Here is a 20,558-nt window from a genome sequence, read left to right as displayed (position 1 = left end):
CGGCGTGCAGACCACGCAGGTATCATCGTCGTGAACGCCCTGATTTCCGGAGACTTCGATGAACCCGCTGCGCCCCTTCCGCGACAAGATGCCCGTCCTCGGCGAACGCGTGTACATCGATCCGGCCTGCACCATCATCGGCGACGTGGAGCTGGCCGATGACGTGTCGGTATGGCCGGGCACGGTCATCCGCGGCGACGTCAACCATGTGCGCATCGGTGCACGCACCAACGTGCAGGACGGCACCATCATCCACGTCAGCCACCACAGCCCGTACAACAAGGCCGGCTACCCGACCCTGATCGGCGAAGGCGTGACCGTTGGCCACGGCTGCATCATCCATGCCTGCACGATCGGCGATTACAGCCTGATCGGCATGGGCGCCTGCATCCTCGATGGCGCCCGCGTGGAGCGCCATGGCTTCGTCGGCGCCGGTGCGGTGATCGGCCCCGGCAAGGTGGTGGGCGAAGGCGAGCTGTGGGTCGGCAACCCTGCACGACCGGCACGCACGCTCAGTGACAAGGAGATCGAGGCGCTGCATTACTCGGCCGACCACTACGTGCGGCTGAAGGACGAATACCGGGGCTGAGCCCCCGACGCTGCCATGCGGCTCTGCTAAAGTCTTGGCCCGACCAGGACCTGTCGAGACCCCCATGCCTGTGGCTGCCCGCCGGAGAGGACTCCGGCGCCCACAACGAAGGCCATCGCGCTGATGGCCGCACCGATGCTCGATACCTACCGCGAGGTGGTGACGCCGGAGGGTGTGCCGCTGCAGTTGCCTGCCGCCGGCCCGGTACCGCGGGCGATGGCCTGGCTGGTCGATCTTGGCGTGCGCATCGCGGCACTGGTGCTGGTGTCCATTCCGCTGGCGCTGCTGGACAAGTTCGGCTCCGGCCTCTACCTGGTGCTGATGTTCCTGGTCTACTGGGCCTACCCGATCGTCTGCGAAGCGTTGTGGGGGCGCACGTTGGGCAAGCGTGCGCTGGGGCTGCGCGTGCTGTCCCGCGATGGCGCGCCGGTAGGCTGGATGGCGGCGATCACCCGCAACCTGCTGCGCACGGTGGACATGCTGCCGTTCGGCTATGCGCTGGGCCTGATCAGCAGCCTGTTCGATCCGCATGGCCGCCGCCTTGGCGACCTGGTGGCGGGCACCGTGGTGGTGCACGCACCCGCGCTGTACCTGCCACCGCCGCCGACCATCGACAGCGTGCTGGCCCCGCCGCAGCCGCTGCGACCAGAGGAACAGGCTGCGTTGATGGCCTTCGCCGAGCGCGCGCCACGGTTGTCGGCGGCGCGCCAGCAGGAGCTGGCCGGTATTGCCGAGCCACTGACCGGCACCCATGGCCAGGTCGGGGTGCTGCGCCTGTATGCGATGGCCAACTGGCTGCTGGGGCGGCGATGAAGCAGGAACAGTTCGTCGCCCGCTACCAGCAGGAATGGCAGGACCTGGAGCAGTGGCTGCTGCTGCGTGCTGGTGCCTCACGCCGCACGCGCCGCAAGGCCAGCGGCCTGGCACTGGACGACACCACCTTCCCGCAGCGCTACCGGCGGCTGTGCCAGCAACTGGCGCTGGCCCGCGAACGCGGCTACAGCCCGCAGCTGGTGCAGCGCCTGCAGCAGCTCATGCAGCAGGGCCACAGCGTGCTGTACCGCACGCCGCCGACGCGCTGGCGGGGTGCCCTGGAGTTCCTGGTGGCCGATTTCCCGCTGCTGGTGCGCAGCCAGGCGCGCAGCATGTGGGTGGCGCTGGCGATGTTCGCGCTGCCGGCGGTGGCCTGCTTCGTGCTGGTGCAGGTCTATCCGGACCTGATCCACATGCTGATGGACAACCGCCAGATCGCCGAGATGGAGCGCATGTACGATCCCGCCGCCGAGCGCCTGGGGCGTGACAGCGGCACCGACTGGATGATGTTCGGCCACTACATCATGAACAACATCAGCATCGCCCTGCGCACCTTCGCCAGCGGACTGCTGGCAGGGCTGGGCACGCTGCTGGTGCTGTTGTTCAACGGCGTGATCATCGGTTCGGTGGCCGGTCACCTGCAGCACATCGGCCATGGCGACCCGTTCTGGCGCTTCGTGGTCGGCCACGGTGCCTTCGAGCTGACCGCGATCGTGATCGCCGGCGGTGCCGGTCTGCAGCTGGGCATGAAGCTGCTGGCACCGGGCCGGCGCAGCCGCCTGGATGCACTGGTCGAAGGCGGCCGCATCGGCGCACGGCTGTGCCTCGGCGTCGCCTTCATGCTGCTGGTGGCCGCCTTCATCGAAGCCTTCTGGTCCTCGCTTGCCGAAGTACCGGCGTGGGGCAAGTTCAGCGTGGCCGGTGTGTTGTGGGCCGGCGTGCTGCTGTGGCTGTGGCGCGGCGGACGTGGGGGCGGCCATGCGCATTGACCGCCTGGATGTGGCGCTGCGCGCCCGCAGTGGCTGGGAAGCGATGGAGCTGGGCACCGCCCTGTCCCGCCGTCACGCGCGTGCGCTGTGGGGCAGCTGGCTGCTGGCCAGTGCACCGCTGTTCGTGATCTTCAACGCGCTGGGCTGGTGGCTGGATGCCTTCGGCTGGGCCTGGCTGGCGATGTGGTGGTGCAAGCCGCTGTTCGAACGCGCGCCGCTGTACGTGCTGTCGCGCGGCATTTTCGGTGAGCCGGTCGGCACGCTGGCCGCCCTGCGCGCGCAGCGAAGCTGGGGCAACAGCGGCTTCTGGGGCTACCTGGGCTGGCGCCGCTTCAGCGTGCTGCGCAGCCTGTGCCTGCCGGTGAACCTGCTGGAAGGCAACACACCGGGCCAGCGCGGCCCACGCCGTCGTGCGGTGGCAGCCGGCGCAGCGGGCGCGGCACTGGTACTGACGGTGACCTGCCTGGCGTTCGAAGCCGTGTTGGTATCCGGCGCGATCGGTGCGGTGTTCATGTTCATGCCACTGGAGCTGATGTCCGAATCGTGGCGTGCGGCGTGGGACATGATTGGCAAGGACACGCCGGCATGGGCACGGCTGGGCTTCAACCTGGCGTGCTGGCTGGCCTCGGTGCTGATCGGCCCGTTCTTCGTCGGTGCGGGCTTTGGCCTGTACCTGAACCGTCGAACGCAGATGGAAGCCTGGGACGTCGAAATCGCCCTGCGCCGCCTGCGCGAGCGGCTGCTGCCGGCAGCATCGACGCTGGCGCTGCTGCTGTGGCTGGCACTGCCGCTGGTGTCCGCACCGGTGCATGCGCAGGACGCGCAGACGGTCGCGGAGCAGGCAGGCGATGCCGAAGAGGACGAAGACAGTGCGGAAGAACCGGCCACCGCGGCCAACGACCCCGCCAATACGCCGGCAATGATCTTCGGTACAGCGCCGGTGGACACCGCCGGTTTCCGTCAGGCAGTGAACCGCGCCTATGAAGACCCGCTGCAGCGCCCGACCCGCCAGGTCACCCGCTGGAAGCCGATCGAGCAGGCCGAGGAAAAAAAGAAGGAAGACAAGCAGCTGCAGCGTGACACCAACAGCAAAGGTGAACGCAAGGCGCGCAAGGACGGCATCGCCTGGCTGGCACGGCTGGCCGAATGGGGCCTGTGGGGCCTGCTCGGCATCCTGCTGCTGGTGCTGCTGCTGACCGCGCGGCTGTGGCTGCCGTGGCTGCGTGGCAGTGGCCGGCGCAAGGCCGACGCTGCACCGAAGGTGCTGGAGGAGCAGGTGGAGTTGCCGGTGGTGCTGCCGCCGGACGTGGCCACCCAGGCCGGCCTGCTCTGGGACCAGGGCCGGCCGCGGCAGGCGCTGGCCCTGCTGTACCGCGCCAGCGTGCGCACGGTGGGCGAGCGCAGCGGTATCGCGCTTCCACCCGGTGCCACCGAAGCGCAATGCCTGCGCGCATCGCGACGCATGCCCCAGGCCAGCGACCGTGACCTGTTCGCGCGCATCGTGCGCATGTGGCAGTACGCCGCCTACGGTGGCCGCCTGCCCAGCCGCGCCGATTTCGATGCATTGGCCGATACCCTGCGCCAGCAGTACGGGTGGCAGGCATGAGTCCGCGCCTGTTCTGGTCGCTGCTGCTCGGTGCGCTGGTGCTGTTCGGCGTACCGCTGACCATCCTCTACCTGCGCACGCACGAGCGGGTGACCGAGACGATCCGGCTGCCGCCACAGGGCGAGGCCGCCTACAACCCGCTGTACGTGCTCGGCCAGGCCCTGCGCGCCGATGGCATCGACGTGCATTCGCGACCGCGGCTGGAGTTGCAGCAGATGACGCTGGGGCGCCACGACACGGTGGTGCTGCTGCAGGACAGCAGCGAACTGCCGCCGCCCGTCGCCAGCGCACTGCTGGACTGGGTCGACGGGGGTGGTCACCTGCTGGTACGTACGCCGCCGCCGGCCGAGGACGATGCCGGCAGCACACAGGGCCCCCTGCTGGACCGGCTGGGCGTGGACAGCCTGTTCCAGCGCAGCGACTGCCAGCCGTTCCATGTCGACGACGATCCTGGCCACGTCGAATTCTGTGGTGGCCGCCGCTTCACCCTGGGCTTTGCCGCCAGTGCGCAGGCCGAACGCCGCTGGGGCACTGATCGCGACCTGGTGTTCGCGCGCCTGCGCCACGGCCAGGGCAGAGTGAGCGTGCTGGCCGACATGGAGTTCATGCGCAGCGAAGTGGACTCACCGGCAGCGCGCCTGGCGTCGGCAGGTGGCGGAGCCAGCGACGGCCTGCACGACGCGTCGCATCGCGACCTGACCCGCTACCTGCTCGATCCGAACTATGGCAAGGGTGCGGTCTGGCTGGTCTATGCCAGCCGCCCGCCGTCGCTGTGGTCGCGCATGTTCTATCAGGGCTGGCCGTTGTGGGTGCCGTTGCTGCTGGCCTTGCTGGGCTGGCTGTGGGGCCGTTCACAGCGCTTCGGCAGCCTGCTGCCGTCGCCGGTGCTGGAACGTCGTTCACTGCTGGAGCACGTGCGTGCCAGTGGCGAACTGCTGCTGCGCTTCGGTCACGGCATACGCCTGTACGAGGCCGTGCTCGCCCTGTTCCTGCACCGCCTGCGCCTGCGCGCACCGATTGCCGCCGCATTGGATGGTGCGCCGCGCGATCAGGCCATCGCCGAGCTGCTGAAGTGGCCGCAGGGCCGCGTCGCCAGCGCGCTCACGCCCCCACCGCCGCACGATTCCTCCGCCCTGCGCGAGCGCATCCGCTTGCTGCTCCAGATGAGATCCCTGCTATGACTGAAGTCCCCGAGCTGCCGGCGGCTGCCAACGCCCGCCTGATCGAACGCGTCGATGCCATCCGCGATGCCGTCGGCCACGCCTTCATCGGCCAGGCCGATGTGCTGGACCAGATCCTGGTGGCGCTGCTTGCCGGTGGTCACGTGCTGATCGAGGGCGTGCCCGGGCTGGGCAAGACCCTGCTGGTGCGCGCACTGGCACAGGCCCTGGAGCTGGATTACGGGCGTGTACAGTTCACCCCCGACCTGATGCCCAGCGACGTCAGCGGCCACGCGGTGTACGACCCGAAGAGCGAGAGCTTCAAGATCCGCCGCGGCCCGGTGTTCACCAACCTGCTGCTGGCCGACGAGATCAACCGTGCACCCGCCAAGACCCAGTCGGCGCTGCTGGAAGTGATGCAGGAAGGCCAGGTGACCATCGAAGGCAAGGCCTTCACCCTGGCGCCGCCGTTCATGGCGCTGGCCACGCAGAACCCGCTGGAGCAGGAAGGCACCTACCCGCTGCCGGAAGCACAGCTGGACCGCTTCCTGCTGAAGGTGCTGATCGACTACCCGCAGCTGGAGGACGAGAAGCGCATGGTGACCGCGATCACCAGCGGCCGCGCCGCCAGCGATTTCGACCTGAGCCAGGTGCCGCGTGTGCTCGGCGCCGGCGAGCTGCTGGAACTGCAGCGCGCCACTGCGGCGATCACGGTCGATGACGAAGTGATCGATTACGCGGTACGCATCGTCGCGGCGACCCGACAGTGGCCGGGTATCGCGGTCGGCGCTGGCCCGCGTGGCAGCATCGCGCTGGTGCGTGCCTCGCGCGCGCAGGCGGTGCTGGCCGGTCGTGATTTCGTCACTCCGGATGATGTGCGCGACATCGCACGCCCGGCGCTGCGCCACCGCATCGCGCTGGCCCCGGAACTGCAGATCGAAGGCCAGGACGCCGACGACGTGCTGGGCGCGCTGCTGGCCAAGGTGGAAGCGCCACGCCGATGAGGCCGGCCCCGCTGCTGCTGGCACTGCTGCTGGCCTGGGCTGCCCAGGGCGGTCTGGTGCTGGGCGGTCTGCTGCCGCGCTGGAGCTGGGCGCTGGCGGCGCTGGCGATTGCCGTGCCGGCGCTGATGGATCTGTGGCGCCAGTGGCGGCGTCCGTCGCCGCAGGTGCAGCGCGAACTGCCCGAAGCGCTGGCACTGGGCGTGCGCCGCGAGGCTGCACTGCGGCTGCAGGCGGACGCACTGATGACGGTGCAGGTGTTCGACCTGGTCCCCGGCGGCTGGCCGCTGGAATCACTGCCGCAGCGCGTGCGCCTGCAGGCGGGCAGTGCTTCCACCCTCCACTACCACCTGCAGCCGCTGCAGCGTGGGCATTTCCGCTTCGAAGGCGTGCACCTGCGCATGCGTTCACCGTGGCGGCTGTGGTGGCAGCAACGCACGCTGCCGCCCGCACTGGACGTGCGGGTCTATCCGAACTTCGTGCCGCTCACCCGCTTTGCCCTGTTCAGTGCCGACCAGGCCTCGCGGCTGGTCGGTGCACACGTGAAGCGCCGCCGCGGTGAAGGCACCGACTTCCACCAGATGCGCGAGTACCGCATCGGCGACAGCCTGCGCCAGCTCGACTGGAAGGCCACCGCGCGTGCGCGCAAGCTGATCTCGCGCGAATACCAGGACGAGAAGAACCAGCAGCTGCTGCTGATGCTCGACAGCGGCCGGCGCATGCTGGCCAGCGAAGGCGGGCTCTCGCACTTCGATCATGCCTTGAACGCCTCGCTGGTGGTGGCCTACCTGGCGCTGCGCCAGGGCGATGCCGCCGGCCTGTTCGCCACTGGTGGCGAGCGCCGCTGGGTGGCACCGCAGCGCGGGATGGGCACCGTCGAGCACCTGCTGCGCGCCAGCTACGATCTGCAGCCGCGCGCGGTGGCCACCGACTACCTGGCCGCCGCCACCGAAGTGTCGCTGCGCCAGCGCCGGCGCGCGCTGGTGATGCTGGTCAGCAACGTGCGCGACGAGGACATCGAAGACCTGCTGGCGGCGGTGCGCCTGCTGCAGCGGCGCCATCTGGTGTGCGTGGCCAGCCTGCGCGAGCGCGAGCTGGACGCTGCGCTGGAGGGTGACGTGCAGACCCTGGAAGACGCCACCCAGGCCGGTGCAGCGGCGCTGTATCTGCAGCAGCGCGCGAATGCGCACGAGGCGCTGCGTAGCGAGAAGGTAATGGTGCTGGACGTAACCGCCGATGCCCTGCCCGGTGCGCTGGTGGAACGCTACCTGGCGGTGAAGCGCGAAGGGCTGCTCTGATACCAGCGATCGATCTGGTGGGAGCCAACAACGGTTGCCGGCCAGCGGCCGGCACTACCCCTGCAACAACTAACGTATCGCTCTGGTAGGTGCCAACCTTGGTTGGCACGAACCCACAGCGCCGACCAGGGTCGGCATCTACCAACAACGGTTGCCGGCCAGCGGCCGGCACTACCCCTGCAACAGCCGACGCATCGCTCTGGTAGGTGCCAACCTTGGTTGGCACAAACCCACAGCGCCGACCAAGGTCGGCATCTACCAACGGCAATTGCCGGCCAGCGGCCGGCACTACCCCTGCAACAACCGACGCACCGCTCTGATAGGTGCCAACCTTGGTTGGCACGGAATCAACGGCGCCGACCAAGGTCGGCCACTACCCACAGCGGTTGTTCTACAACCGGCGTCGGTTGCCCACGCCGGCCCGGGGGCGCCGCACCGTCATCAGACGTAGATCCGCGTCGGCGCCTCATCAACGATCGCGTGCGGCACGAAGCGCGCGCTGTCGCGGGTGATCGCGCTGTCGTCCTCGCGGATACCGATGCCGCAGGCGTGGTCGCCCACCACCCAGCTTCCGATCAGCGGATAGCCGCCCTCGAAGCGGGTAAGCGGGTGCGCACGCTGGATGATCGCCGGGCCGTCGTAGGGACCGTCGCTGCGCTGGGTGCTGCCATCGGCCAGGTGCATCTCGATGTTCGCGCCTTCGCGCGAGAACAGCGGCTTGCGCACCCAGCCCGAGGCCAGCGTGCTGCCGTCATCGAAATGCGCTTCCAGCAGGTTCGGATGGCCCACGTTGCGCTGCCACAGCAGCGGCAGGATGCCCTTGTTGCTCAGCACCGCCTTCCACGCCGGCTCCAGCAGCTGCACGCCCGAACCGGGCAGCGCGCGGCCGAACTCTTCCGCCATCAGGTCTTCCAGCGGGTACAGCTTGAACAGCGTGCCGATCACCGAATCGTCCAGCGCGGTGAAGCGGCCGTCCTCGGACAGGCCGATATCCTCGATGGCGATGGCCTGGCCATGCAGGCCGGCCTGCGACGCACAGTCGCGCAGGTAGTCGACGGTGCCGCGGTCTTCTTCCGAACTGCCCACGGCGCTGAAATACAGCGGTGGCGGCAACTGCGTGGCCAGTTCGCCGAAACGTTCGACCAGCGCTTCGTGGATCGCGTTGAACTGGTCGGCATGCTGCGGCAGGCGACCGGCGTTGCGCTGGTCTTCCAGCCACTGCCACTGGAAGAAGCTGGCCTCGAACAGCGAGGTCGGCGTGTCGTAGTTCAGTTCGTACAGCTTGGCCGGGCCGGTACCGTCGTAGGCCAGGTCCAGGCGACCGTACAGATGCGGCTGGCGCTGGCGCCAGCTGTTGGCGATCCAGTCGCGGTAATGCGACGGAATCGCCAGCTGGTCCATCAATCGTTCGCTGCCGATGACATCACCGACCAGGTCCAGCGCCATCTGGTGCAGCTCGGCGCTGGGGTCTTCGATGTCCTGTTCGATCTGGCGCAGGGTGAAGGCGTAGTACGCGCTTTCATCCCAATACGGCTGGCCGTCGATGGTGTGGAAGCGGAAACCCGCTTCATCCGCACGTGCCCGCCACTGGGCACGCTCGGCAATCCGGATGCGCTGCATGGGTCGATCAGCCGCCGTAGCTGCCGCTGGTGCTGCGGCGTGCGCTGGTGTTGCCGAAGCCACCACGGCTGGCGGTGACCGCACGGTTCGGCTCGCTGGTGACCGGGGCCAGGCCGGCCTTGCCCGCGCCGATGCCGCTGGCGGTGTTCAGGCCACCGGTACCGCCCGGTGCCGGACGCGCCCATCCAGCGCTCTTGTCCTGGTAGGCCGGCGCCGCCGCCGGCGCCTGCGGCGCGAGGCCGCCGCGGTTGCTCAGCATCTGCGACATGAAGAAGCCCATCATCATCGGGCCGATGAACGAGGTACCGGCCGAGGTGTGCTGCTGCACGCACTGTTCCGGCTTGTAGTCCTTCTCGCAGGCTTCCTTGCTGGCGTACTTCGGCGCCGCATCGGCGGCCTGCTTCTGCGCTTCGGCGAAGGCATTGCGGCACGACGAGGGATCGCCGGTGGCCTCGGTGCAGGCCTCCACCGAGGTGTACAGGCCTTCCTGCACCTTCACCTCCGGCTCCTTCTGGCAGGCGGTGAACAGCAGCGGCGCAGCGCTCATCAGCAGCAGCGCGGTGGTGCGGGAACGTTTCATGGCCTCATGCCCTGTCGACGGATCAATGCCCCAATGATGCCAAATCCGGACCAGCAACCGGAATCGGCAAAGTCCGAAAGATGAACGGACTTTCATTTTCGTCGGGCATTGGGGTCAGAGCCCATCGCGCCGCGATGGGATCCGACCCCGGGCGGCGCACCGCTCTGGCAGGTGCCAATCTTGGTTGGCACACACGGCACGGCGCCGACCAAGGTCGGCATCTACCGAAAACGGGTGGTTGCAGCAGCAACCGAAAAAATTGGCCATGATCGGGCGACCCCCACGTTGTACGGCCCGCCCGTTCCGCCAGCCATGCCTGAATACCGCTCCCGCACCTCCACCGCCGGCCGCAACATGGCCGGCGCCCGCGCCCTGTGGCGTGCCACCGGCATGAAGGACGGCGACTTCCACAAGCCGATCATCGCCATCGCCAACTCCTTCACCCAGTTCGTGCCCGGCCACGTGCACCTGAAGGACCTCGGCCAGCTGGTCGCGCGCGAGATCGAACAGGTCGGCGGCGTCGCCAAGGAATTCAACACCATCGCCGTGGACGACGGCATCGCGATGGGCCACGACGGCATGCTGTATTCGCTGCCCAGCCGCGAGATCATCGCCGATGCCGTGGAGTACATGGTCAACGCGCACTGCGCCGACGCGCTGGTGTGCATCAGCAACTGCGACAAGATCACCCCCGGCATGCTGATGGCCGCGCTGCGCCTCAACATCCCGGTGGTGTTCGTCTCCGGCGGGCCGATGGAAGCGGGCAAGACCAAGCTGTCCGAGCACAAGCTGGACCTGGTCGATGCGATGGTGGTGGCCGCCGATGACAGCGCCTCCGACGAGAAGGTCGCCGCGTTCGAGCGCAGCGCCTGCCCCACCTGCGGCTCCTGCTCGGGCATGTTCACCGCCAACTCGATGAACTGCCTGACCGAAGCGCTGGGCCTGTCGCTGCCGGGCAATGGCACCACGCTGGCCACCCATGCCGACCGCGAGGCGCTGTTCCGCCGCGCCGGCCGCCTGATCGTCGAACTCTGCCACCGCTGGTATGGCGGCGAAGACCCGAGCGCGCTGCCGCGCGGCATCGCCACCCAGGCCGCGTTCGCCAACGCGATGACCCTGGACATCGCCATGGGCGGTTCCACCAACACCATCCTGCATCTGCTGGCTGCCGCGCAGGAAGCGGAGGTCGACTTCGACCTGACCCACATCGACGCGCTGTCGCGGCGCGTACCGCAGCTGTGCAAGGTGGCGCCGAACACGCCGAAGTACCACATCGAGGACGTGCACCGCGCCGGCGGCGTGTTCGGCATCCTCGGTGAACTGGACCGCGCCGGCCTGCTCGAAACCACGGTGCCGACCGTGCACAGCGCCAGCCTGGCCGAAGCACTGGAACGCTGGGACGTGGTGCGCAGTGACAACGACACCCTGCATACCTTCTTCAAGGCTGGCCCGGCCGGCATCCCCACCCAGGAAGCCTTCAGCCAGGCCACGCGCTGGCCGACGCTGGATGTGGACCGCGCCGAGGGCTGCATCCGTTCGCTGCAGCACGCGTATTCGCTGGAAGGCGGGCTGGCCGTGCTGCGCGGCAACCTGGCCATCGATGGCTGCGTGGTGAAGACCGCCGGCGTGGACGAGTCGATCCATGTGTTCGAAGGCCCCGCGCGCGTCTACGAAAGCCAGGACGCCGCCGTCGCCGGCATCCTCGCTGACGAGGTGCAGCCGGGCGAGGTGGTGGTCATCCGCTACGAAGGCCCGAAGGGCGGCCCCGGCATGCAGGAGATGCTGTACCCGACCAGCTATCTGAAATCGAAGGGGCTGGGCAAGCAATGTGCGCTGCTCACCGATGGCCGCTTTTCCGGCGGAACCTCGGGCCTGTCGATCGGCCATGTCTCGCCGGAAGCCGCCAGTGGCGGTGTCATCGGCCTGGTGGAAAACGGCGACCGCATCCGCATCGACATCCCGGCGCGCCGCATCGATCTGCTGCTGGATGAGGCCACGCTGGCCCAGCGCCGCGCCGACGCCGATGCCCGCGGCTGGAAGCCGCGCGCACCGCGCCCGCGCAAAGTCACCAGCGCGCTGAAGGCTTACGCCCTGCTGGCCACCAGTGCCGACAAGGGCGCCGTACGCAACACCGCGCTGCTCGGCGATTGATCCCCGTGCGGTAGTGCCGGCCGCTGGCCGGCATCTGCACAATGCTTCTGCAAATCAATGAGGTTGCCGGCCAGCGGCCGGCGCTACCCCTCCTGATCCGTTATGGTGGTCCAGGAAGTCACCAACACGGAGGTTGAGATGATGTTGCTTTCCTTTGCGCTGGCCACTGCCATGGGCACGTCAGCCGAACCGCCCAAAGCCCCGGACTGCAGCTACGACCGTGCCGCGATGCTGGCGATGGAACCTGGCCGATTCGATCAGGACCTGGCAGGTGGCTGGCGCCCGCTGGCCGACCGTGGCTGTACCCGCGAAGCGGCCGACCTGCTGTCCGCCTACGGCGCTCTGCCCAAGGCAGAAGGCAACGTCATCATCACCTGGCACGAGGGCCAGCTGCGCGCGGAGCTGGGGCAGACCGCGCAGGCGATCACGCTGATGGAACGCAGCCACAAACCCGTGAACGCGGGCGACCCGGGTTACTGGAATGCCTACGTGGACGGCATGGTCGCGTTCCTGCGCCAGGACCGCAGCGCCCTGGAGAAGGCTCGTGCGAGGCTGGTCGCGATACCGACGCCCACCGCGATGGCGGAGAACATCAAGGACGGTCGCTACCAGTTCACCACCGAAGGCGGGCAGCAGGTGCAGATGCCGTGGCCGCCCAACCTGGATGTGCTTGATGGGCTACTGCGCTGCTTCGGCAAACCCTACATGGAGGCCTATGGGCCAGGCTGCCGGACGCCTGAAACAGGCACCCGGTAACCACCAAGCGCCGCTGTCCGATCGTCAGCCCGTGCGGTAGTGCCGGCCCCTGGCCGGCATCTGTACAGTGCTCGCAAAAATGGGGACGGAGGGAATTAAGTCGTTTTTGCCATAAACGACTTAATTCCCTCCGTCCCCTTTTTGCTACCGGTCAGCCGATCACGCGCTTGAACGGTGGCAGCGCGTCGATGATGCGCTTGCCGTAGCGGCGGGTCAGCAGTCGCGAATCAAGAATGACCACGCGGCCGGTGTCGGTGGAGGTGCGGATCAGGCGGCCGGCGAACTGGGTCAGCGTGCGCAGCGCGTGCGGAATGGCGATCAGGTTGAAGGCATTGAGGCCACGCCCCTCGAACCACTCACTGAGCGTGGCGGTCTGCGGATCGGTCGGCACCGCGAACGGCACCTGGGTGATCACCACCGTGGTGCAGGCCTCACCGGGCAGGTCGAGGCCTTCGCCGAACGAATTCAGCCCGAACAGCACCGAGCCTTCGCCTGCCGCCACGCGCCGCAGATGCTCGTCGATCAGCCGGGTCTTGGACATCTCGCCCTGCACCAGCACCTGCTTTCGGCGCGCGGCCGACATCAGCCCGGCTACCTTCTCCATCTTCCAGCGCGAGGTGAACAGCACCATCGAGCCCTTGGCCCAGTCCAGTTCGGTGTCCAGGTAGCGCGCCACTTCGCGCGGGTGCCCTTCGCGGTCGTCCGGGGTGACCGGGAACTTCGGCACGATCAGCTCGGCCTGGTTGGGCAGGTCGAACGGCGACGATAGCGAGACCATCTCGGCCTCTTCCGGAATGCCGTTGTCGATCGCCAGCGACTGGAAGTCGCCACCGCCGGTCAGCGTCGCCGAGGTCATCACCACCGAGTCCACTTCATCCCACAGCAGCTTGCGCAGCACGTGCGCGGCCGACACCGGCGAGCCATGCAGCACCAGGTCGCCGTCGCGGGTGGCGGTGACCCAGCGCGCCATCGGCGGCGCGCCGTCCTTGTCCTCGCGGCGCCAGGCCTGCCACAGGTTGTACTGCTGCTCGATCATTTCCAGCGCCATGCCCAGGTTGCGCTGCAGGCGCTCGCGCGCGGCATCGTCCGGCTTGCCCTTGGCCACCTGCGCGGTGGCGGCATGCGCCCAGTTGTAGAGGCTGCGGGTGTCGTCGGCCAGCGCTTCGATCGGCTCGCGCCAGGCCTCGGGCAGACGACCATTGGCGGCGCGCCACATCGGTTCCTCGTCGGCCGGTGCCGGCATCCACACCCGCTCGACGTGGTCGCGGAACGCGCGCAGCTGCTTGGCCACGTTGCTGGCCACCTCGATCGCCTCGTTCGGCAACAGGTTGCCCAACCGATCCTTGTCGACCGCGCGGTAGGCGCCGGCGATCAGGATCTGCAGGCGGCCGGTGCGCTTGGCCATCTCGTCCAGCGCCAGGCTGGCCGCGCCCTGGTCGATCGCCACGTTGCCGATGTGATGGCCTTCGTCCAACACCAGCAGCATGTCCGACGGCGGGGCGATCAACGGCTGGCCGTTGTCGCTGTCACCGATCGACAGCGCCGACAGCAGCAGCGCGTGGTTGGTGACCACGATCTGTGCGTCGCGCACCGTATTGCGCGAACGCAGCACCGCGCACTGCGCCGAATAGGCACAGCGGCGCCCGGCACAGCCCGAAGCCGGCGTGGTGATGCGGCTGCGCAGGCCGGGGCTGATGGTCTCCGGCGCGTTGTCGATGTCGCCATCCCAGCTGCCGCCGGTGAAGGCATCGGTCAGGCGCTTGGCGATGTCCATCTCGATCGGCGCCAGCGGCCGGTCGAACAGCGGCGCGTCATCCTCGAACATGCCGCCCTGCGAGCCCTCGCCCTGCGCCTCGGCGGCGTTGCGCGTGCACAGGTAGCGGGTACGGCCCTTGGCCAGCGCCACGGTCGCTTCCAGGCCGGTGGCCTTGAGGAAATTCGGGATATCGCGCTCGACCAGCTGCGACTGCAGCGCCACGGTGCCGGTGCTGATCACCAGCTTCTTCTTGCTGGCCAGCGCGATCGGCACGCCTGCGGTGAGGTAGCCCAGGCTCTTGCCGACGCCGGTGGGCGCTTCGACCACGCCGACGCCACCGCTTTTCGACAGCGCACGCGACACCACGCCGATCATCTGGCTCTGCGAGCGACGGGTGGAGAAGCCGGGGGTATTGGCCTGCAGCGTCGTGTACGCCTTGCGGATCGCGTCCTTCAAGGTGTCATCGAGCGTGCGCGGAGCGGCGACGGTTTCGGTCACGCCGGGAAGTACCGTGGCTGGATCAGGCCGGTCATTGTCGCATGGCCGGCCGCGTTCACCGTCGCTGGCACCCTGAACGGGCCAGCGACGACGCCAGGCGGCGGTCACGGTCCGATGGGCGGACCGCCCAAGGGCCAGATACGCCGGGCATGGCCCGGCGCTACCGGTCAGGATGCCGGGATCGTGCGGGTACGCAGCAGGCGCACCAGCGCCCACACCAGCAGCACCACGCCGATGGCCTCGACCATCGCCAGCGCGAAGTGCAGCACGCCAAGGATGGCACTCATGCCCGAGATGGCGTCGAAGTTGCCGCTGTTGATCAACCACATCGGCAGGATGCCGGCGGCCATGCCGCCGAGGCTGGACAGCAGCAACAGCACCAGGCCGACCAGGGCGCCGGTGCGGGTGGCATCGCGCGGTGCGCCGACCACCCAGACCAGGCCCACGCACAGTGCGATCAGCACCGGCAGGCGCACGCCCACGATGCTCAGCACCGTCACCATCAGGGTCGTGTTGTCCATCGATCAGTCCTCGCCGGCCAGCACGGCCGAGCCCTGCCGCAGCGTCTGGTAGACCTCGTCGGTCTGCGGACGCACACCGTGCCACTGCAGGAAGCTCTCGGCGGCCTGCTCGACCAGCATGCCCAGGCCATCCACGGTATTGCGGCAGTTCGCTGCGCGCGCCCAGGCCAGGAAGGCGATGGCGGCCTCGCCGTAGTTCAGGTCGACGGCGGTGGTCATCGAGTTGACCAGCGACAGCGGCAGCTTGAACTCGACGTCACGGTCGCGGCCGGCCGAGGTGGCATTGACGATCAGCTCGAAGTCGCCCAGCTCGCGCAGGTCTTCCCAGTAGCGGCTGATCGCGCGGCCCGGCTCGCCCATGGCGTCGATCAGTTCATCGGCACGTTCCGGCGTGCGGTTGACCACCACCAGTTCGGTGATTCCAGCATCGAGGAAGGCCGGGGCGACGCTGCGCGCGGAGCCACCGGCACCGATCAGCAGCATGCGGCGGCCGCGCAGGTCCAGGCCGTGGCGGTCGGTCAGGTCGCGCACCAGGCCGATGCCGTCGGTGGTGTCACCGTGCCAGCGGTCGCCCTTGCGCAGCAGCGTGTTGACCGAACCGGCGCGGCGCGCACGTGCAGTCAGCGTGGTGCACACCGAGAACGCGGCTTCCTTGTGCGGCGAGGTGACGTTGGCGCCGACGCCGCCCTCTGAGGCGAACGCCTCCAGGCCGGCCAGGAACGCATCCGGGGCCAGGTCGATCGCGCGGTAATCCACCGCGATGCCTTCCTGGCGACCGAACGTCGCGTGGATCTGCGGCGACTTCGAGTGGGCAACGGGGTGTCCGAAGACGGCGTAACGGTCGGTCATGGAATCCTCAAGCTGGCTAGACTGATGCTCTTTCGTGCACGGACCCGGATGATGCGCATCACCCCGCCCCTGCTGGTGCTTGCCGCCAGTCTACTCTCTGCCCCCGTGGCGATGGCGTTGAACGAGTACGGCATCGAAGGCATGGGCGTGGTCTCGACCCGTGCCGACGAGGGCCGCGCCACGATCAGCGCCGATGGCCAGCGCATCGTTTTCGCCCGCCGTGGCGAGGCCGGTTGGGGCCTGTGGGAGGCGCGCGTGGTGGACGGCCGCTGGCAGCAGGCGCAGGCCTTGCCGGTAGGCGTGGCCGGTGAAGCCCATGATCCCTACTTCAGCCGCGACGGCCGCTGGCTGCTGTTCGCGGCCGGCCGCGAGGGCAAGCTGGCGCTGTATCGGGCCGCTCTCGCCACCGATGGCCAACTGGGTACCGCGCAGCTGCTGGCGGGCGACGCGGGCCGCCGGGAAGAGCGCGGGCCGGCCCTGAGCGCGGATGGCAGGCAGCTGTTGTTTGCCCGCCAGCAGGGCCGTGGTGCCGGCTGGGACCTGTTCGTGGCGACGCTGGATGCGCAGGGACTGCGTGGCCCGGCCAGCGCACTGAGCGCGTTGAACAGTGCCGACGACGAGACCGACGGCGACTGGCTGGGGCATGACGGCGCCGTGGTGTTCAGCCGCGGCAACGGCACGACCACGCAGGTGTGGAGCAGCGGCTGTGCGTGGACCGGTGCGGCGCTGCAGCCATTGGGGCTGTCGTTCAACCAGGCCAGCGGCTGGACCGGCGCGCCGGTGATCGACAACGCCAAGCCGGGCGAGATGATGGTCGCCAGCAGTGCGGCGAAGGCACCGCGTGCCGGTGGCGTGGATGTGTACCGGTTGGCGGTGCCGAAGGTGGTGGCGGTTGCGGGGTGCGTGCCGGGCGCACGGTGACGGCAAACGCCAACCAAGGTTGGCGGCTACCAGGGCGATGGAGGCGCCAGGTGCGTGCGGTAGATCCACGCCGTGCGTGGATGGCCGTTTGGTAGATGCCAACCTTGGTTGGCATGCGGGAAAGTGCCAACCAAGGTTGGCACCCACCCGTCAGCGCGACAACACCTTGGCGCGCTGCTGCTCGTACTCGATCTCGCTCAGCTGGCCATTGTCCTTGCGCTGGTTCAGCGCGGCCAGTTCGGCCTGCACGCTGTCCGGCAGGGCCTGCTCACGGGCCACGTGGCGCGCGGCGGAGAGCTGCTCCGGCGGGCGCTTGCCGGCCCGCCAGGCGGCGATGAAGACACCGACGATGATGGCGCCGAACACCAGCGTACCGGTGCCCCAGATCAGCCATTGCATCCACCCCAGTTCGGGTCCCATCGCGCAGTCCTCCGTCTATCGTGGCGCTATTGTCAGCGCTCGCGCAGCCATCGCGCCACCTGCGGCGCGAAATAGGTCAGCACGCCATCGGCACCGGCCCTCTTGAAGCCCAGCAGCGACTCCAGCACGCAGGCGCGCTCGTCCAGCCAGCCGTTGGCGAAGGCGGCCTTCATCATCGCGTACTCGCCACTCACCTGGTAGGCGAAGGTTGGCACGCCGAATTTCTCCTTCACCCGGCGCACCAGGTCCAGGTACGGCATGCCCGGCTTGACCATCACCATGTCGGCGCCCTCTTCCAGGTCCAGCGCGATCTCGCGCAGGGCCTCGTCGCCGTTGGCAGGGTCCATCTGGTAGGTCTTCTTGTCGGCCTTGCCGAGGCTGGCGGCGCTGCCCACCGCATCACGGAACGGACCGTAGAACGCCGAGGCGTACTTGGCCGAGTAGGCCATGATGCGCACGTTGATGTGGTTGTCGGCATCCAGCGCACGACGGATCGCGCCGATGCGGCCGTCCATCATGTCCGACGGCGAGACGATGTCCACACCGGCCTCGGCGTGCGATACCGACTGCTTGACCAGCGCCTCGACGGTGATGTCGTTCAGCACATAGCCCTTGTCGTCGATGATGCCGTCCTGGCCGTGGGTGGTGTACGGGTCCAGCGCCACGTCGGTCATCACCCCCAGTTCCGGGAAGCGCGACTTCAGCGCGCGGATCGCACGCTGCGCCAGGCCGTCCTCGGCCCACGCCGCCGATGCATCCAGCGACTTCAGCGACGGATCGATCACCGGGAACAGGTCGATCACCGGAATGCCCAGCTCCAGCGCCTCTTCGGCCACCTTCAGCAGTTCTTCGATCGACAGCCGCTCCACGCCCGGCATCGACGGCACCGCGGTGCGGCCAGCCAGTTCGTGCACGAACACCGGGTAGATCAGGTCGTCGGTGGTCAGCGTGTTCTCGCGCATCAGGCGGCGCGAGAACTCGTCATGGCGCATGCGGCGCGGGCGGTAAAGCGGGTGGGACATGGCAGGCTCCGAGGAGTGGCTATTGCAACAGGTAGCCCTGCGGCAGCAGGGGTTCGGGCAATGGGCGTTCGCCGAGCGCGTCGAGCTGGTCGATCTCGATCGTGCGCACCAGCGCGTCCAGCGGCAGGTCATTCGGCTCCAGGCCGAACGGGTCTTCCATTTCTTCGCCCAGCTGGTCCAGGCCGAAGAAGGCATAGGCCAGCACCGCCGACAGCACCGGCGTGCCCCAGCCCAGCGAACTGGCCAGGCCGAACGGCAGCAGCACGCAGAACATCCACGCGCAGCGGTGCAGCAGCAGGGTGTAGGCGAACGGCAGCGGTGTGGTGAGAATGCGCTCGCAGCCGGCCTGGATCGACGACATCGCGTGCAGGCGTTCTTCCAGCTGGGTGTAGAGGATCGGGTCGAGGTCACCGGCACGCAGGGCCTGCGCCAGTTCCGCAGCGATCATCGAGAGCAGCGCGTCGGGCACGTTCTCGCGCTGCCCGAGTTGTTCGCGCTGGCGCTTGTCCAGCCACGGCAGGGCCATCAGCGCCACGATGCGCCCGCGCAGGCGACCGGCCAGTGCATGGGCGAAGGCGGTGGTGAGGTAGGCGATGCGACGGCGGCGGCCGGTGTCATCGGCCAGCAGCAGGTTCACCTGGCGGGCCAGCGAGCGCGATTCGTAGACCAGCTGGCCCCACAGCTTGCGGCCTTCCCACCAGCGCTCGTAGCAGGCGCTGTTGCGGAAGCTGAGGAAGATCGACAGCACCAGGCCGAGCAGGGTGAACGGCGTGACGGAAACGCGCTCGATGCCGGTGGGCGGCGCCAGTTCCACCACCGCAGCCACGGCAATGGACAGGATCAGGATGGCCAGCACCTTGGGCGCGATCGCTTTGACGATCGAACCGCGCAGGATGTAAAGCAGTTGCCAGCCGTGGGGACGGGGTCGGATGATCATGGGGCAGCCGCGCCGGGCGCGGATTCACAGGCACGCGGGGGGCTCGCGCAGCCATTCATTGTACGCCCCTGCCCGGCCATGGGCCGTGCGCCTGCGACGCCCTGTCGCACCCGGGTGCGGGCTCAGATCACGCCGCCACCCAGGCCAAGGCGGAGGATGCCCACCACCACCACGATGCCGTTCAGGACCAGGCCGGCCCAGGCCCGGCCGCGCTTGCTCGGGTGGGTGAACAGGATGCCGAGCGCGGCGATCACCGCGCCCACCGCAGCGAACGGGATCAGGAACCAGTTGCCCCAGCCCAGCAGTGGAATCAGCGCCAGGATCATCCACAACAGCGCCAGTACGCCCCACAACAGACTGATCACACCCATGCCGCTCTCCCGCAGTTGGTTCCTGCCCCAACCATAGACGTTCCCGCTGCCGCCGCCTACTGCCATTGGCGGGGCTGTCACCCCCGCCGTGCTAGCGTGCTGCCGTGCGTGCCCTGGCCCGGGTGTTGGCGCCGATTCAGAGTGGCCCGCCGATGATCGCAACCAGTCCTACAGGGGTCGTGCCATGAACATCCGTTGGGCCGCGTTGGCGGCCATCCTGCTGGTCGCCGCTGGCTGTGCCAGTACCTCCAAGGTGATGCTGGGCCGCGCCCGCGCACCGATCGATCCGGCGCTGGTGCAGATCTATTCGACGCCACCGGCCGGTTCCCAGGAAATCGCCCAGCTGGAATCGGCGTCCGCCGTCGGCTTCGGCACCCAGGGCCAGACCGATGCCGCCGTGGCACGCCTGAAGCGTGAGGCCGCCGCGCTCGGCGCCAATGGCGTGGTGTTGATGGGCGTGGGCAGCAGTGGCTCGCCGGTGGGCATGTCGGTCGGCGCCGGCACGTTCGGTTCGCACGTCGGTGGCGGCGTCGGCATCGGTATTCCGACCACGCAGAAGCGCGCCGCCGGCGTCGCGATCTGGGTGCCGAATCCGGCACCGCCCGCGCGGTTGCCGACACAGGTGATCACACCGCAGCCGCAGCGGTGACCCGAGAGGGTCACCGCCGGTAGTGCCGGCCGCTGGCCGGCACCCTCAGAA

20 protein-coding genes are annotated in these 20,558 nt (G+C 68.6%); 11 read left to right on the top strand and 9 right to left on the bottom strand.

The window, feature by feature from the left end:
• The first annotated feature begins 58 nt into the window (after window positions 1-58).
• The 7 genes from ABE423_RS06060 to ABE423_RS06030 all read left to right on the top strand — a co-directional run bounded on the left by ABE423_RS06060 (window position 59) and on the right by ABE423_RS06030 (window position 7,456).
• Complete coding sequence (locus ABE423_RS06060) at window positions 59-589, top strand: gamma carbonic anhydrase family protein (protein ID WP_032129113.1); 531 nt, start codon at window positions 59-61, stop codon at window positions 587-589.
• Between the two features lie 123 nt (window positions 590-712).
• Window positions 713-1,402, top strand: a complete 690-nt coding sequence (locus ABE423_RS06055) for an RDD family protein (RefSeq protein ID WP_049400866.1) — start codon at window positions 713-715, stop codon at window positions 1,400-1,402.
• The gene (locus ABE423_RS06050) at window positions 1,399-2,391 is read left to right on the top strand and encodes a stage II sporulation protein M (protein ID WP_032129115.1); all 993 of its coding nucleotides are present in this window, start codon (window positions 1,399-1,401) and stop codon (window positions 2,389-2,391) included. The genes ABE423_RS06055 and ABE423_RS06050 overlap by 4 nt, the downstream gene beginning before the upstream one ends.
• Window positions 2,381-3,997: a DUF4129 domain-containing protein gene (locus tag ABE423_RS06045; RefSeq protein WP_346485357.1), complete on the top strand. Its 1,617-nt coding sequence runs from the start codon at window positions 2,381-2,383 to the stop codon at window positions 3,995-3,997. The genes ABE423_RS06050 and ABE423_RS06045 overlap by 11 nt, the downstream gene beginning before the upstream one ends.
• The gene (locus ABE423_RS06040) at window positions 3,994-5,178 is read left to right on the top strand and encodes a DUF4350 domain-containing protein (RefSeq protein WP_346485355.1); all 1,185 of its coding nucleotides are present in this window, start codon (window positions 3,994-3,996) and stop codon (window positions 5,176-5,178) included. The genes ABE423_RS06045 and ABE423_RS06040 overlap by 4 nt, the downstream gene beginning before the upstream one ends.
• Window positions 5,175-6,161, top strand: coding sequence for a MoxR family ATPase (locus ABE423_RS06035; protein WP_005411535.1), 987 nt, complete (start codon window positions 5,175-5,177; stop codon window positions 6,159-6,161). Before ABE423_RS06040 ends, ABE423_RS06035 begins: the two co-directional genes overlap by 4 nt.
• Complete coding sequence (locus ABE423_RS06030; RefSeq protein WP_346485354.1) at window positions 6,158-7,456, top strand: DUF58 domain-containing protein; 1,299 nt, start codon at window positions 6,158-6,160, stop codon at window positions 7,454-7,456. Before ABE423_RS06035 ends, ABE423_RS06030 begins: the two co-directional genes overlap by 4 nt.
• Window positions 7,457-7,897: 441 nt before the next feature.
• Here the strand turns inward: ABE423_RS06030 and ABE423_RS06025 are convergent, their stop codons facing one another.
• Together ABE423_RS06025 and ABE423_RS06020 are read right to left on the bottom strand one after the other, a co-directional pair.
• Window positions 7,898-9,076 (bottom strand): glutathionylspermidine synthase family protein, encoded by a 1,179-nt coding sequence (locus tag ABE423_RS06025; RefSeq protein WP_125895413.1) that lies wholly within the window; start codon window positions 9,074-9,076, stop codon window positions 7,898-7,900.
• Between the two features lie 7 nt (window positions 9,077-9,083).
• Window positions 9,084-9,656: a DUF1190 domain-containing protein gene (locus ABE423_RS06020; protein WP_125895412.1), complete on the bottom strand. Its 573-nt coding sequence runs from the start codon at window positions 9,654-9,656 to the stop codon at window positions 9,084-9,086.
• Window positions 9,657-9,968: 312 nt separating this feature from the next.
• Here ABE423_RS06020 and ilvD point away from each other — a divergent pair, with 312 nt between their 5' ends.
• Window positions 9,969-11,807, top strand: coding sequence for a dihydroxy-acid dehydratase (gene ilvD, locus ABE423_RS06015; RefSeq protein WP_049424111.1), 1,839 nt, complete (start codon window positions 9,969-9,971; stop codon window positions 11,805-11,807).
• A gap of 138 nt (window positions 11,808-11,945) precedes the next feature.
• Complete coding sequence (locus ABE423_RS06010; RefSeq protein ID WP_125895411.1) at window positions 11,946-12,563, top strand: hypothetical protein; 618 nt, start codon at window positions 11,946-11,948, stop codon at window positions 12,561-12,563.
• Between the two features lie 151 nt (window positions 12,564-12,714).
• Here the strand turns inward: ABE423_RS06010 and dinG are convergent, their stop codons facing one another.
• The 3 genes from dinG to aroE all read right to left on the bottom strand — a co-directional run bounded on the left by dinG (window position 12,715) and on the right by aroE (window position 16,187).
• The gene (gene dinG, locus ABE423_RS06005; protein WP_071228543.1) at window positions 12,715-14,817 is read right to left on the bottom strand and encodes an ATP-dependent DNA helicase DinG; all 2,103 of its coding nucleotides are present in this window, start codon (window positions 14,815-14,817) and stop codon (window positions 12,715-12,717) included.
• A 167-nt stretch (window positions 14,818-14,984) separates the two neighbouring features.
• Window positions 14,985-15,338 (bottom strand): hypothetical protein, encoded by a 354-nt coding sequence (locus ABE423_RS06000; protein WP_006400655.1) that lies wholly within the window; start codon window positions 15,336-15,338, stop codon window positions 14,985-14,987.
• 3 nt (window positions 15,339-15,341) lie between these two features.
• Window positions 15,342-16,187, bottom strand: a complete 846-nt coding sequence (gene aroE / locus ABE423_RS05995) for a shikimate dehydrogenase (protein ID WP_180838706.1) — start codon at window positions 16,185-16,187, stop codon at window positions 15,342-15,344.
• A gap of 48 nt (window positions 16,188-16,235) precedes the next feature.
• Here aroE and ABE423_RS05990 point away from each other — a divergent pair, with 48 nt between their 5' ends.
• Window positions 16,236-17,108, top strand: a complete 873-nt coding sequence (locus tag ABE423_RS05990; protein ID WP_180838705.1) for a PD40 domain-containing protein — start codon at window positions 16,236-16,238, stop codon at window positions 17,106-17,108.
• A gap of 150 nt (window positions 17,109-17,258) precedes the next feature.
• On the opposite strand, the gene ABE423_RS05985 is transcribed toward ABE423_RS05990, so the two are convergent.
• From ABE423_RS05985 to ABE423_RS05970, 4 genes are all read right to left on the bottom strand, one after another.
• The gene (locus ABE423_RS05985) at window positions 17,259-17,528 is read right to left on the bottom strand and encodes an SHOCT domain-containing protein (protein ID WP_180838704.1); all 270 of its coding nucleotides are present in this window, start codon (window positions 17,526-17,528) and stop codon (window positions 17,259-17,261) included.
• A gap of 32 nt (window positions 17,529-17,560) precedes the next feature.
• Entirely contained in the window at window positions 17,561-18,550 is a 990-nt protein-coding gene (gene hemB, locus ABE423_RS05980) for a porphobilinogen synthase (RefSeq protein ID WP_032129123.1), read from the bottom strand.
• A 19-nt stretch (window positions 18,551-18,569) separates the two neighbouring features.
• Window positions 18,570-19,487 (bottom strand): bestrophin family ion channel, encoded by a 918-nt coding sequence (locus ABE423_RS05975; protein ID WP_010482217.1) that lies wholly within the window; start codon window positions 19,485-19,487, stop codon window positions 18,570-18,572.
• Window positions 19,488-19,609: 122 nt separating this feature from the next.
• Window positions 19,610-19,858, bottom strand: coding sequence for a hypothetical protein (locus tag ABE423_RS05970; protein ID WP_006475755.1), 249 nt, complete (start codon window positions 19,856-19,858; stop codon window positions 19,610-19,612).
• A 184-nt stretch (window positions 19,859-20,042) separates the two neighbouring features.
• Between ABE423_RS05970 and ABE423_RS05965 the strand changes: the two genes are divergently transcribed.
• The gene (locus ABE423_RS05965) at window positions 20,043-20,507 is read left to right on the top strand and encodes a hypothetical protein (RefSeq protein WP_014038879.1); all 465 of its coding nucleotides are present in this window, start codon (window positions 20,043-20,045) and stop codon (window positions 20,505-20,507) included.
• The last annotated feature ends 51 nt before the right edge of the window (window positions 20,508-20,558 follow it).

The organism is Stenotrophomonas sp. TWI1409, assembly GCF_039673015.1.
Classification (GTDB): domain Bacteria; phylum Pseudomonadota; class Gammaproteobacteria; order Xanthomonadales; family Xanthomonadaceae; genus Stenotrophomonas; species Stenotrophomonas maltophilia_A.
The sequence above is the reverse complement of the archived record's forward strand: the minus strand, read 5'-3'. Positions and strand labels throughout refer to the sequence as shown.

Coding starts and splice junctions, on each gene's coding strand:
- ABE423_RS06060 (WP_032129113.1), top strand. CDS start 59: ATGAACCCGCTGCGCCCCTTCCGCGACAAGATGCCCGTCCTCGGCGAA.
- ABE423_RS06055 (WP_049400866.1), top strand. CDS start 713: ATGGCCGCACCGATGCTCGATACCTACCGCGAGGTGGTGACGCCGGAG.
- ABE423_RS06050 (WP_032129115.1), top strand. CDS start 1,399: ATGAAGCAGGAACAGTTCGTCGCCCGCTACCAGCAGGAATGGCAGGAC.
- ABE423_RS06045 (WP_346485357.1), top strand. CDS start 2,381: ATGCGCATTGACCGCCTGGATGTGGCGCTGCGCGCCCGCAGTGGCTGG.
- ABE423_RS06040 (WP_346485355.1), top strand. CDS start 3,994: ATGAGTCCGCGCCTGTTCTGGTCGCTGCTGCTCGGTGCGCTGGTGCTG.
- ABE423_RS06035 (WP_005411535.1), top strand. CDS start 5,175: ATGACTGAAGTCCCCGAGCTGCCGGCGGCTGCCAACGCCCGCCTGATC.
- ABE423_RS06030 (WP_346485354.1), top strand. CDS start 6,158: ATGAGGCCGGCCCCGCTGCTGCTGGCACTGCTGCTGGCCTGGGCTGCC.
- ABE423_RS06025 (WP_125895413.1), bottom strand. CDS start 9,076: ATGCAGCGCATCCGGATTGCCGAGCGTGCCCAGTGGCGGGCACGTGCG.
- ABE423_RS06020 (WP_125895412.1), bottom strand. CDS start 9,656: ATGAAACGTTCCCGCACCACCGCGCTGCTGCTGATGAGCGCTGCGCCG.
- ilvD (WP_049424111.1), top strand. CDS start 9,969: ATGCCTGAATACCGCTCCCGCACCTCCACCGCCGGCCGCAACATGGCC.
- ABE423_RS06010 (WP_125895411.1), top strand. CDS start 11,946: ATGATGTTGCTTTCCTTTGCGCTGGCCACTGCCATGGGCACGTCAGCC.
- ABE423_RS06000 (WP_006400655.1), bottom strand. CDS start 15,338: ATGGACAACACGACCCTGATGGTGACGGTGCTGAGCATCGTGGGCGTG.
- aroE (WP_180838706.1), bottom strand. CDS start 16,187: ATGACCGACCGTTACGCCGTCTTCGGACACCCCGTTGCCCACTCGAAG.
- ABE423_RS05990 (WP_180838705.1), top strand. CDS start 16,236: ATGATGCGCATCACCCCGCCCCTGCTGGTGCTTGCCGCCAGTCTACTC.
- ABE423_RS05985 (WP_180838704.1), bottom strand. CDS start 17,528: ATGGGACCCGAACTGGGGTGGATGCAATGGCTGATCTGGGGCACCGGT.
- hemB (WP_032129123.1), bottom strand. CDS start 18,550: ATGTCCCACCCGCTTTACCGCCCGCGCCGCATGCGCCATGACGAGTTC.
- ABE423_RS05975 (WP_010482217.1), bottom strand. CDS start 19,487: ATGATCATCCGACCCCGTCCCCACGGCTGGCAACTGCTTTACATCCTG.
- ABE423_RS05970 (WP_006475755.1), bottom strand. CDS start 19,858: ATGGGTGTGATCAGTCTGTTGTGGGGCGTACTGGCGCTGTTGTGGATG.
- ABE423_RS05965 (WP_014038879.1), top strand. CDS start 20,043: ATGAACATCCGTTGGGCCGCGTTGGCGGCCATCCTGCTGGTCGCCGCT.